Source organism: Clostridium sp. ATCC 25772 (assembly GCF_001573875.1).
In the GTDB taxonomy this organism is placed as follows: Bacteria; Bacillota; Clostridia; order Clostridiales; family Clostridiaceae; genus Clostridium_J; species Clostridium_J senegalense.
Genome location: NZ_LFRG01000006.1, coordinates 22,530 through 34,796 on the forward strand (window position 1 = coordinate 22,530; position 12,267 = coordinate 34,796).

11 protein-coding genes are annotated in these 12,267 nt (G+C 24.7%); 3 read left to right on the forward strand and 8 right to left on the reverse strand.

Going from position 1 to position 12,267, the window contains the following annotated elements; all coding sequences use genetic code 11:
* Positions 1-341: 341 nt before the first annotated feature.
* The 6 genes from AZI32_RS02980 to AZI32_RS03005 all read right to left on the reverse strand — a co-directional run bounded on the left by AZI32_RS02980 (position 342) and on the right by AZI32_RS03005 (position 6,618).
* Positions 342-1,001: a hypothetical protein gene (locus AZI32_RS02980; protein ID WP_061994421.1), complete on the reverse strand. Its 660-nt coding sequence runs from the start codon at positions 999-1,001 to the stop codon at positions 342-344.
* 28 nt (positions 1,002-1,029) lie between these two features.
* Positions 1,030-1,716 carry an NAD(P)H-hydrate epimerase gene (locus tag AZI32_RS02985; protein WP_061994422.1) on the reverse strand — a complete coding sequence of 229 codons (687 nt, stop codon included), beginning with the start codon at positions 1,714-1,716 and terminating at the stop codon, positions 1,030-1,032.
* Positions 1,717-1,888: 172 nt separating this feature from the next.
* Positions 1,889-3,001, reverse strand: coding sequence for a GGDEF domain-containing protein (locus tag AZI32_RS02990; protein ID WP_061994423.1), 1,113 nt, complete (start codon positions 2,999-3,001; stop codon positions 1,889-1,891).
* Between the two features lie 329 nt (positions 3,002-3,330).
* Positions 3,331-4,047, reverse strand: a complete 717-nt coding sequence (locus AZI32_RS02995) for an EcsC family protein (RefSeq protein ID WP_061994424.1) — start codon at positions 4,045-4,047, stop codon at positions 3,331-3,333.
* A 227-nt stretch (positions 4,048-4,274) separates the two neighbouring features.
* Entirely contained in the window at positions 4,275-5,399 is a 1,125-nt protein-coding gene (locus AZI32_RS03000) for an SEC-C metal-binding domain-containing protein (RefSeq protein ID WP_061994425.1), read from the reverse strand.
* Between the two features lie 388 nt (positions 5,400-5,787).
* Complete coding sequence (locus tag AZI32_RS03005) at positions 5,788-6,618, reverse strand: MerR family transcriptional regulator (RefSeq protein ID WP_061994426.1); 831 nt, start codon at positions 6,616-6,618, stop codon at positions 5,788-5,790.
* Between the two features lie 110 nt (positions 6,619-6,728).
* On the opposite strand from AZI32_RS03005, the gene AZI32_RS03010 reads away from it, so the two are divergent.
* A complete protein-coding gene (locus AZI32_RS03010; protein WP_061994427.1) occupies positions 6,729-8,054 on the forward strand; it encodes an MATE family efflux transporter in 1,326 nt (441 codons plus the stop codon).
* Between the two features lie 125 nt (positions 8,055-8,179).
* On the opposite strand, the gene AZI32_RS03015 is transcribed toward AZI32_RS03010, so the two are convergent.
* Complete coding sequence (locus tag AZI32_RS03015) at positions 8,180-8,908, reverse strand: ABC transporter ATP-binding protein (RefSeq protein ID WP_061994428.1); 729 nt, start codon at positions 8,906-8,908, stop codon at positions 8,180-8,182.
* A gap of 16 nt (positions 8,909-8,924) precedes the next feature.
* A complete protein-coding gene (locus tag AZI32_RS03020) occupies positions 8,925-10,478 on the reverse strand; it encodes an ABC transporter permease/substrate-binding protein (RefSeq protein WP_061994429.1) in 1,554 nt (517 codons plus the stop codon).
* Between the two features lie 199 nt (positions 10,479-10,677).
* On the opposite strand from AZI32_RS03020, the gene AZI32_RS03025 reads away from it, so the two are divergent.
* Both AZI32_RS03025 and AZI32_RS03030 read left to right on the forward strand, forming a co-directional pair.
* Entirely contained in the window at positions 10,678-11,520 is an 843-nt protein-coding gene (locus AZI32_RS03025; RefSeq protein WP_061994430.1) for a patatin family protein, read from the forward strand.
* A 102-nt stretch (positions 11,521-11,622) separates the two neighbouring features.
* Complete coding sequence (locus AZI32_RS03030) at positions 11,623-12,234, forward strand: methyltransferase (RefSeq protein ID WP_061994431.1); 612 nt, start codon at positions 11,623-11,625, stop codon at positions 12,232-12,234.
* Positions 12,235-12,267 lie beyond the last annotated feature (33 nt).

Below are 12,267 nucleotides of genomic sequence, written 5' to 3' on the forward strand. Positions count from 1 at the left end.
TATGAACAATTTTATTTGAACTTCTATTTTAACTATAGCTTAAATAAATACTTTTAAACCTTTCAACTGATAATTGCTAAGATTTAAACTTGCCTTACTCTATTATACATTAGCATTATTAAATTAACCTTAAATTAACATGACATAATCTTAAAATTACATTACATTTTTGAAATATATCTCTATTTTAAATAAAATTCATAAAAAATAAAAACAAAATAACTTAAAAAGCCTAATTTTATACTTATAATCTTTATTAGACAATAAAATTTAATTATATTAATATAATTATCATTGCATAATTTTACAAATAAATATAGGGTTTAAAAAAACCCTATATTTTAATCTTCTATAATATCTTTTTTATCTTCTTTTTTTATCTCATTTTCCTTTTTCATATTACTTTCTTTTTTTATAGCCCTATTTGCCTTACTAAGTTCACTATTCGCCCTACTTTCTATATTATGAATAGATCTTTCTAATTTTAATTTTTGCTTAGAAACAAAATTATTAGGATATTTCACAGATTCAAGATATCCTAACTCTACTTTTAAATTTCCTTTAGTAGTATTTAATGAATGTATATTATCCATACTATTTTTAGCTTTAATTAAATTTTTAAGACTTTCGGAAACTATAACACCATCTTTTTCTTCATCACCACTTTTATTTTCTTTTTCTTTATTTTCTAGTTTTTCTTTTGTTTTTTCTAATTCTTTTTCTTTTTCTATCATAAGAGCTTGTTGCATTTGATCTTCTACTAACTTTATTTTAGCATCTAGCTCTTTATTTTTTTCAATTTTCTCTTCTGGTGTTAAATCTTGTTTTTGTAAATTTTCTTTTTGTTTTATTAAGTTTTCTTTAGCTTCTTGAAAATTGCTTATAATATCAGTTTTTTTAAATTTATTATTTTTATTTAAATTTAATTTTACATTCTCCTCATCCTTTTTAATTTGTGAAAACATAGTATTAGTTCTTGAAATTAGCCCTTCAACTCTCATTATTTCTACCCCCCAAAACATTTATATATTATAACATTTCTATAACTTTTTTAGGAATTCCTATATCAACCACCTTGATATTGCCACAAAATTCTGATATATCTTCCTTTAAAAATCCTACTTTTGGTAACTGCAATGTTATAGTTTCATCAGCTTTTATTGCTACGCCCATAACATCTCCATTATCACTATTTATTCCAGATGGAATATCTATAGCTATAGTATAAGCGGCACTTTTGTTGACCTCTAGAATTAAACTTTCATAAACACCTGTAATTTTCCTTTTCAACCCAGTTCCAAACATTCCATCAATAATTACATCTGCATAATTTAAAGTCTGTAATTGCTTTAAATCTGTATTTTCATTTATGAAGTTTAGTCCTATCTTATTATCGTCTAATTTATTTATATTCTTTATAATTTGAAAATTTTCTTTAAAATCATTACTTGCTTTATTTAAATTTCCTACTATAAATACTTCCACATTATAATTATGTAAATGCAAATGTCTTGATAATGCAAGTCCATCTCCACCATTATTGCCAACACCTGAAATTATAACTATATTTGAATTAGACATTTCTTTTAATTTTTCATCTACCTCATTAAATATTTTTATTGCTGCATTTTCCATAAGTATAATTCCACTTATACCTAATTGATTTATACAATAACTGTCTATTTCTCTCATTTTCTTTGAGTCAACGTACTTCATATTACTCCTTTCTTAAATATATTATTAATTGGACTTTAATCTTAATTTAATAGTTATTATTTAATTTATTATACATATAAAAATTATACTCTAATTATATGGTTATAAAGAAAAAATTTAAAGTCGATGTACTTATAAAGCCTTTAAATTTCAATCCTAAATAGCTATATAATCAATTACCTCTTTTAAAGCATTTATTTCTATACATTTCATTGTCTGCAAATGTTAAAATTTCAGTTACATTCTTACCATTTATCGGATAAATAGCTTTTCCTATACTAAATGAAATATTAATTTTTTCATTTATATCATTTTTTAAATATATTTTGTTTTTACATATTAGTTCAATAATATCTGAAATTTTTTCACATTTAGTAGTTATTATTGAGAATTCATCTCCACCTATCCTATATATTTGTCCATCCTTATTAATGTATTCTTTTAATACATCAATAAAATGTTTTAAGCATTTATCGCCAAAAATATGTCCATTATTATCATTTATACTTTTAAAATCATTTATATCTAAATAGAAAATTCCAAATTCAATGTCTTTTTTTATTAAACTTAAGATATCCTCTTCAAATTTTCTTCTACTATAAGCACTAGTTATATTATCTGTTTCCGCAGTAAAAATAGCTTCTTCTAATGATTTCATATTTTTAGTAAAAAAATATATTAATGGGTAAAAGATCAATGTACCCAAACAAAATATACTATAAATTATTACTCCATAAAAACAATTATGAAATATAATAAATCTAAATAGTAGAGTTAAAGAAATTACATATGAAAAAGGTACAAATGATATTAAATAACCTATTTTTGTTCTCAATGTCTTAATATTAGGCCTATATACTCTGGCAACATGAAATAAATTAAATAATAATATTATTATACCTATAAAGCTAAAACATAAATTATATATGATAACATTACCTTTGTTAACTCCATTTAAAATTATATAATCTTCACATAATATATGAATTGTTATTATTGATAAAGTAGCTACAAGTGATGAATAATATACAAAAGAGACTTCTCTAATTGATCCTTTATATATTCTATATTTCATAGGAAACAAAAAAATATATATGAACTGAGCTATAACAACACCGTTATCTAATTTGAAAACCGTTGATATTATAAAAAGAATTAACAAATATATAAGTGAAACTCCACAACTTTTTAAGTTTAATTTGGGTTTATTTTCATATAATGCTGATCTCATTAATAAGGTAGCAAAAACATATTGACCTATTAAATATAAAAATTGCTTTTCCATATTTTATTTCCTCTATCTTAAGTAACCTTAACATATTTGTATACTTAAATTTTATTCCCTTCTAAATATTCACTTAAAATTCAACATAATATTTACTTAAATTTTAGCATATAAATACATTTTAATCCAATAATTTGAATATATGTATTAAAAGTTCCGTTTTTCTTATAAGGTGTCAAGTTTACTTTTAAAATTACTTGTTCCAAAACTTGGATACCTAAAATAGAGGGGCTGTCGCAAAAAAATTATACTGTAAAAGCCAGTTTTTTTAATCTGCAACAGCCCCTTTATCTTAAACACTTTTAAATTATATAATATACAATTTTACTTTAAATAAGTAGTCTCATTCTATATGCTTGTATTGCAGTGTTACTCAATTTTTCTATAAGTTTATTATTTACATAAGCTCCTACAAAAGCTCCTACCCCTGGTATCATTTGTAATAATTTAGCAAGGTCTATATAATCTCTGTACTCTTGCTGAAATGTTTTCCAATCAAAAAAATTTATATCATCTGGTAACATATTACAATAATCTTCCCAAATTTCCATAGTATAAAAGACTTTATTTACATGATTTTTACTTGAAAAAGCCAGCTGGAATATATTTAGTATATACAATCTCTCTTTATAATCCTTAACGTCAAAGCCATAAATAGCAGCAATATCATAAAGAAGCTTTATTTTTATTCCTAATAATAATGGAAAATCAGCAATTCCTAACGCTATCCCCCCGGCGCCAGTTCCAGCACCTTCTATAATTGCTGTATTTTTATAAACTTTAGTTTTTTCTTCAACTAAATCTTCCCTTTCCTTTAAAGACAAACCTAAATAAGGATTTTTAGTAATATATTTTGAGCCAAATAAAACTGCTTGAGTCATATTTTTTATTGTACTAGTCATAAACTCATGATATTTATTGGGCAATATTCCATTAAACTTATTTTGAACTCCTTTAGTAGCCTTTTCAAATATAGATGGTCCTTTTCTCATTTCCTTTTTCCATTTTTCAAGCTCACTTAATGCCACTTGATTATAAAATTCCATAATGTTTTCAACTCCACACTTTATAATTTTAACATATAATACTATATTAATTATTGACCACTTTCCACTTTAGAAGTTATACACTTTTTTCAGAATTAAATCATTCATATCTTAAATTTTTTAAATTGCTATGTAAGTTATATTATCCAATTTTTTCATTATCCATTCCTAAATAAAAATAAAAAGCATCCTCATAATAAATTGAGATGCTTTTTGTTTTTATAAATTTATTTTCCACAACATTTTTTGTACTTTTTGCCACTTCCGCATATACAAGGTTCATTTCTTCCAACTATCTTTTTATTAGCATTAACATTTAACTTTGTTAAAGATAATTCTTTTGGAGTAAAACCTTTGTTGCTCCATTTTCTTGAATTATTAGAAACATTCGCTACTAATTTTACAATCTCATCTAATTGTTTTCTATTTTTTATTTCTATTTTTCTTCTATCTAACTCAAAAAGAACTCTTTGAATATCAAAATCAGAATCTACTAGTCCCATGCATATATCTTCAAAAGTTTCTTCTGCAAGCTCAGTATTCATACATATTTCACTTAAATAATTTTTTAATTTTATATGATCCTCTGTTAATTCCACATAATCTTCATCTGCGTATTTAAGTAATTCTTCATTAGGTAAAATTTTATATTCTTTGCCTTCTCTAAGTTCTTGTAATGTTTCATATTCTCCTTCATTAACCAATAATGCTTGGTGTATAATTTTTTCATCATCGAACTCAATCATACCTACATTACCAGCAAACTTACCTAATATATCTAAAAATTCTTCTTCATCTAATTTTTCATCATTATTATCGTTAAAAATATTCATAAAAAATTCTATTTCAAATATTCCATATAAATTAGAAAATGCTAATAAATACTCTTGCACATTTCTATATCTTTCTTGTTTTACCGCTAACTTTTCAAAGTTGATTTTTTCAGTAAGATGTTTTATTTCAGTTGGCATAACTATATATACTTTATTTTCCGAAATATATGTAAAAGCCATTCCTATATTATATAGAAATATATAATTTTCAACTGGCATAGTTGTACATTCTATATACTTCTCATTTCTAAGTTCCTGAAGTAATTTCATCCCATGAGCATCTACTGGAACCAAATCTTCTTGCAATATATTAGCATCTTGAATCTTACTACATAACTCATCTACTAACATATCTTTCTTCATTTTATGTCTACCAACAATTTCATATATTCCAGCTAAGTCAGTTAAATTATTTTTTGTAAGATCACTTAAGCATTCTTTTAAAGAAAATTTCAATTCTTTTTTTATAGCTAATTCTTTATTAGCTTCAATTATGTAATTAATTAATTCTTGATTCATATTTGAACTCTCTCCCAAAATAAAATTTTAAATTTAAACTATAATACCGTTCATATAGTCTTTCAATATAGGTTTTCAAATTCTAGTTTCAACTTATACATCTATGAATTTTTAAATTAGTAATATCTAATAAATTCATCTTATACTAAAATCATAACAGAATCTTATAATGATAAGTTAAATATAGATTATCTACTCCTATGTTCACATATTATCTATTATACTTTTTTATACTTTTTTATGCAAATTAGCTTATAAAATTTAAAATTACATCATTATTTTTAAATTTAATTTGCATATGCTCATTTTTATTTATATATATATTAAATTTAAATTAAAAAGGATAATCATTTTGTAAAACTTTAAATTTATAATTCCACACCTTATATTATATTTTTTCAACTCTAATCATAATTTCAGTTAAATATTCTTTTTCATTTTTAAGTGCAAAGAAATCCAATAATGTATTTTCATAAGAATCTCCAATTATTCTATAATTATTCTCTTTAACAAACTTTAAAATTTTTTCATAAGATTTATATGTACTTTCATAATCACCTTTATGATTTATGCATACATATTTTCCACTAGGTTTTATAAATAATTTGTTATTATTAATTTTATTATCTAATTTTATAAATAATTTACTTAAAGTATTAATTTTTTTGTTTTCCACATCACTTTTTCTTACTATTGCGCCTATTGGATATCCATCATATATATTATTTTCGTCACAATATTTAACAAAATTAATAACATCCATCATTATTTCATTTTGAGAAGAACTACTTAAATCTGATAATATTAAATACTCCTCTTCACACTTTTTTATATAAACTTTATTATTCTCAAATTCTTTCATGCCTTTTTGAGCAACACCTATTTTATTTGTTAGATTATAAATCATTTTTTCTAATTTCTTAATTTTTAGTGTAGCCTTACTTTTCTCATCTTTTAAAAGCCTTATATATTCTTGTGGAGTCCTATTATATAAATATTTCTTTATTTCATCTAATGAAACATCAAGTTCTCTTAATTCTAATAATATAGTAAACGTATCATATTGACTTAAACTGTAAAGTCTATAATTATTTTCATCTCTATATTCTGGTGAAAAAATACCTATTTTATCATAAAAAATGAGAGTTTTTCTTTGAACCCCGCATAATTTAGCAAACTCGCTTACAGTAAAATATTTATCTTTAACATTATTGCCCATGTTCCCTCCTTAATCCTATAATAAAACCTTTAATATATTTTTCTTGACTGTATAGTTACTATACACTTTATAATTACTTTTATCAATTAATTATATAAGGAGGAGTTTTAATGGAAGCTACTTTTACTAAGAAATTTACTTTCATTGAGTTTTTAAGATTTGTATCTCCAGCAATTATATCTATGATATTTATATCATTATATACAATTGTAGATGGAGTGTTTGTATCAATACTCATAGGCTCTGATGCACTTGCAAGTATCAATATAACATTGCCTATAATAAATTTAATTTTTGGTATATCCATTATGTTTGGAACTGGCGGTAGTGCTCTTGTAGCTATAAATCTTGGTGAAAATAAACTCAAAAAAGCCAATGAAGCTTTTTCACTAATTTTTCTAGTTGCTTCTATAATTGGTATTATTCTAGGCTTAATAGGTTATATATTTATAGAAGATATTTCCGTGATTTTAGGTGCTACTGATAATCTATTGCCATATTGTATTTCTTATGGAAGAATAATATTCATGTTTTCACCATTTTTCGTTGTAAAATCTATGTTTGAATTTTTTGTACGAACTGATGGTAATTTCAATTTCAGCTTATTACTTTCTATTGTCGGTGGTATTATAAATATAATTTTGGATTATGTTCTTATAAAATACTTTAACCTTGGTATAGCTGGTGCAGCAATTGCAACTTCTGTTGGAGTGTTTATATCTACATTAATGGGATTTAGTTATTTCTTTACCCAAAAATCTAAACTTAAATTTACAAAAACTAAATTTAACTTAAACCTTATAAAAAACACTATGTTAAATGGCTCTTCTGAGATGGTTACCGAACTTTCAACTGGTTTTGTAACATTATTGTTTAATATGCTTACTCTTAAATATGCTGGTGAAAATGGTGTTGCAGCATTAACAATAATTTTATATGCTCATTTCCTTTTAGTATCTACATATCTAGGTTTTTCATCCGGTATATCCCCACTTATAAGTTTTAACTATGGGGCGAAAAATGAATATAAATTAAAAGAAACCTTTAATTACTCTAAAATTTTTATTTCAATATCTTCTATAATTATATTTCTATCATCATTAATTTTTGGAAAATACATAGTGAGAATATTTGTGCCTTATTCTAGTCCAGTTTTCATACTTGCTATACATGGACTAAAATTGTTTTCTATTGCATTTTTATTTGTAGGAATTAATATTTTTGCATCTGCAATGTTTACAGCCTTTTCTAACGGAAAAGTATCTGCAATAATTTCATTTGCTAGAACCTTTCTCTTTGCACTTATATTTGGATTTATACTTCCATATTTCTTAGGAATAGATGGTGTTTGGTTAAGTATTCCACTTTCAGAGATTATAACAACTTTCATTTCTATACATTACATAAAAAAGTACAAAAAACAATATACTATTTAATCATATTTTTACATATAAAAAAAATATTAATTTGCAAAAAGACTTCAGCATAGAACTAAATTATGCTGAAGTCTTAAAATATACATAATTACTATTTTAAATTAAAATTCATACTACTCTTTAAATTAATAAGCTATTAATTTTTTTACAAACTCACTATTAGGGTTGCATTTTATTTCATCACTAGTTCCTATCTGCTCTATTTTTCCATCATTCATTATTATTATCTTACTACCTAATTTTAATGCTTCATTTATATCATGAGTTATAAAAAAAATGGTTATTCCTAATTGTTTTTGTATTTTTAATAATTCATCTTGCAAAACATGTCTTGTTATTTCATCTACTGCACCAAATGGCTCATCCATTAATAATATATATGGATTTGATGCTAACGCCCTTGCTATACCTACTCGTTGTTTCTGCCCCCCACTTAATTGAGAAGGATATCTAGTTATTAATTCTTCTTCAAGCTGAACAGTATTCATAAGTTCTTTTACTTTTTCTAAAGAATTATCTTTTTTATTTTTATTTAAATCTAAAACAAAAGATATGTTTTTTTCTACTGTCATATGAGGAAATAAGCCAATGCTTTGAATTACATATCCAATATTTTTTCTAAGTTCTATCAAATTTGTATCTTTTAAATTTTTACCATCAACGATTATTTTTCCATCATCTGGAGTTATAAGCCCATTTATTAATTTTAATGCAGTTGTTTTCCCACTTCCTGATCCACCTATAACCGTTACAAACTCACCTTTGTATATATCTAAATTTAAATTTTTCAGCACAATTTTATCATCATATATCTTACTAACATTACAAAAACTTATTAATGGTTTACTCTTCATACTTCATAACTCTCTCCTACTTAATTATTCCTTTTTCTATTAAAAACTCTTTTGCAACTTGAAAATCTTCTTTTTTCTCTACTTCTACTTTATAGTTCATATTTATAATTTCCTTTTCTGTTATAGTATTATTTAATAAATTTAACACTTCTATAAGCTCTGGATATTTTTTCAAAGTCTCTTCTCTTATTATTGTCCCTGCTAAATAGTTAGGGAAGAATCTCTTATCATCCTTTAAAACCAAATAATTTTCATTTACAAGCTGCCCATCTGTAGTTGAGGCCATTATTACATCTATTTTATTAGATGAAAGTGCTTTATATTTTAATCCCATGTCTAAATCTAAAGTATCTTTAAAATTAAAATTATATAGTTTCGCTAATGAATTATAGCCATCTTCCCTCTCATAAAAATCATATTCTGCCCCTATGACTAACTTATCACTTATTGTTGCTAAATCAGAATAGGTTTTTAAATTATATTTTTCAGCTAATTCCTTATTAACCACTATTGCATAATTACTATCATATCCATATAAATTAAACCAATTTAAATCATACTTTTCTTTGTATTCTTTTTTTAGTTCTTCATATGTGTTTTCACTCTGACTTTTTTTCTTTAATACATACTCCCATGATGTACCTGTGTATTCTGGATAAATATCAACCTCTCCCTTTACTATAGCGGGATGAATATTAGCTGTTCCCCCACCTATACCTTTTTTAATTTCAACTTTTATTGATGTTTTCTCTTCAATAAGTTGTGCCATAATTTCAGTTAAAATATACTGTTCAGTCATTGGTTTTGATGCAATTATTATAGTTTCTTTTCTGCTAAAACTTGCCCCTATAAATATGATTATAACTAATAAAATGCTTATAACCCCAATATGTTTTTTTGTCCCCATCACCTTTCTTTTAACTTTGCCTTTTGTAAATCTTATATTTATATCTTTTTGAATACAAGACATAATTGAATCTATGGTCAAAGCTATAAGTGCAATAAGTAAACTTCCAGCAAAAGTCATTGTTGGATTATTAGTTGTAATTCCTCTCCATATAGCAACTCCTAACCCCCCTGCCCCTATAAAAGATGCAATACCACAAAGTGCTATGGTCATAACTACCATATTTCTAAATCCAGCAAAAATTACTGGTAGAGCAAGTGGTAGTTTTATCTTATAAAGCAGTTCCCTTTTAGTTGCACCCATACCTTTTCCTGCTTCTATAACATCCTTATCTACATTTTCAATACCTGTATAAGTATTAGTAATTATAGGTAACAATCCATATAATGATAATGTAATTATAGCTGTAACATTTCCAACTCCAGAAAAAGAAACTAAAAATCCTAAAATTGCTATTGATGGGATTGTATATAAAAAATTTGTAATTCCTTTTATGGGATTAGACAATCTTTTATTTTCACATACTATTACCCCTAAAAAAATACCTATTATTGTAGAAATCACAACAGCTACAAAAGATAATACTAAATGCTGAATAACTAACTCTAGAAAAAAGTCTATCCGCTCAATATATAGTTTTAAAACTTCTCTAATAAAATTCATTTTTTTCTCCTAAACAAATGGCTTCACTTTAATATATTTATTTTTCAAAAAATATATTACATTTTTTTAACTTAGTTATATTTATATAAACGCTACTTATATACAATAATACTTATTTAAAATAATTTTAGCGTTTGTATATTAGCTATATAAGGTATATAATTTTTTATATGTTTTCTATAATGGAAAGGAGATATTTATGGCTAGTTTAATATTAGAAGGTGGAACTTTTAGACCTATATTTAGTTCAGGTGCAATGGATGCACTTTTAGATAACGATATTATTTTTCCTTATTGTATAGGAGTATCTGCTGGAATTACACATGGTGTTTCTTATTTATCTAAGCAAAGGGGAAGAAACCTTGACGTATTAAAATCCTATAGAAATGATAAAAGATATTTAGGGTTCAGAAACTTTTTTAAATGTAAAAGTGCTTTTGGATTAGATTTTGCCTTTGATGAAATCCCTAACAAACTAAATCCATTTGATATGGACACTTTCTTAAAATATGAAGGAACAGCCTTAGTAGGTGTTACTAATGCTAAAACTGGTAAAACAGAGTACTTAGATGCAAAAAATTTAGATGCTAAATGTACTATGTTAAGAGCAACTTGTGCTATACCATTTTTATTTCCACCAATAAAAATAAATGAAAATTATTATTATGACGGCGGAATATGTGATCCAATACCTATAAAAAAAGCTATTAAAGATGGTAATGAAAAGCATTTAATAATACTTACTAGACCTAAGGGATATGTAAAAGAATTTTCCAAGAAAAATTTAATGGCTTCAAAGGTTTTAAAAAGAAAGTACCCAAATTTGTGTAAGCCTATTCTAACAAGACATAATTTATACAATGAAACTGTAAAATATTGTGAAGAGTTGGAGCAACAAGGTAAGGCAATAATAATAAGACCTAAATCTAATCAAGCTATTGATAGTTTTGAAAAAAACATAGATGTACTAACTGAAGGTTACAATAATGGTTATAACCAAACAATAGAACAGTTAGATGAAATTAAAAAGCTACTTTTATAGTATTAAATGTTATATTTAGGGTATTATACTTAATTAAGAATTGAGAATTTATGATTATTCAAAATAACATATGTTTTATCCTGTAAAACAGAAAGGACTATAATGAATGATCAAACTTTTGAAAAACTACTTAATATAAGAACTTCTGGCGAACAAAAGGAATACTATGAATCTCTTCACTACAATAGATATGAGCCAACATCATATTATGCACTTGAAGCACTTTCTAAAGAATATGATTTTAAAAGTGATGATAGAGTAATTGACTTCGGATGTGGTAAAGGAAGACTTAACTTTTATTTAAATTACTTTTTTGATTGTTATGTAACGGGAATTGAAATGAATAAATTCTTTTATCAAGAAGCTCTTGATAATAAAAAAGAATATTTAAAAGAGCATAATAGAAACTGTAAAAAAACAAATTTTTTAAACTGTTATGCTGAAAATTATGAAGTTAATCCAAAGGATAATAAATTTTACTTTTTCAACCCTTTTTCTATGCAAATATTTATGAAAGTCATATTAAATATTTTGATTTCTGTAGAAGAATATAACCGCGAGGTAGAAATTATACTTTATTATCCTTCTCAAGACTATATCTATTATCTTGAAAACTTCACCCCTTTCACATTAAAAAAAGAAGTTAAGTTACATGGGTTATATGCTCTTGATGTTCGCGAAAGATTTTCAATTTATCAATTTAAATTATTATAAATTTAAAGAGCTATTCTAAATGGAGTTATATTT

Coding starts and splice junctions, on each gene's coding strand:
- AZI32_RS03030 (WP_061994431.1), top strand. CDS start 11,623: ATGAATGATCAAACTTTTGAAAAACTACTTAATATAAGAACTTCTGGC.
- AZI32_RS02995 (WP_061994424.1), bottom strand. CDS start 4,047: ATGGAATTTTATAATCAAGTGGCATTAAGTGAGCTTGAAAAATGGAAA.
- AZI32_RS03000 (WP_061994425.1), bottom strand. CDS start 5,399: ATGAATCAAGAATTAATTAATTACATAATTGAAGCTAATAAAGAATTA.
- AZI32_RS02980 (WP_061994421.1), bottom strand. CDS start 1,001: ATGAGAGTTGAAGGGCTAATTTCAAGAACTAATACTATGTTTTCACAA.
- AZI32_RS03025 (WP_061994430.1), top strand. CDS start 10,678: ATGGCTAGTTTAATATTAGAAGGTGGAACTTTTAGACCTATATTTAGT.
- AZI32_RS03005 (WP_061994426.1), bottom strand. CDS start 6,618: ATGGGCAATAATGTTAAAGATAAATATTTTACTGTAAGCGAGTTTGCT.
- AZI32_RS03010 (WP_061994427.1), top strand. CDS start 6,729: ATGGAAGCTACTTTTACTAAGAAATTTACTTTCATTGAGTTTTTAAGA.
- AZI32_RS02985 (WP_061994422.1), bottom strand. CDS start 1,716: ATGAAGTACGTTGACTCAAAGAAAATGAGAGAAATAGACAGTTATTGT.
- AZI32_RS03020 (WP_061994429.1), bottom strand. CDS start 10,478: ATGAATTTTATTAGAGAAGTTTTAAAACTATATATTGAGCGGATAGAC.
- AZI32_RS03015 (WP_061994428.1), bottom strand. CDS start 8,908: ATGAAGAGTAAACCATTAATAAGTTTTTGTAATGTTAGTAAGATATAT.
- AZI32_RS02990 (WP_061994423.1), bottom strand. CDS start 3,001: ATGGAAAAGCAATTTTTATATTTAATAGGTCAATATGTTTTTGCTACC.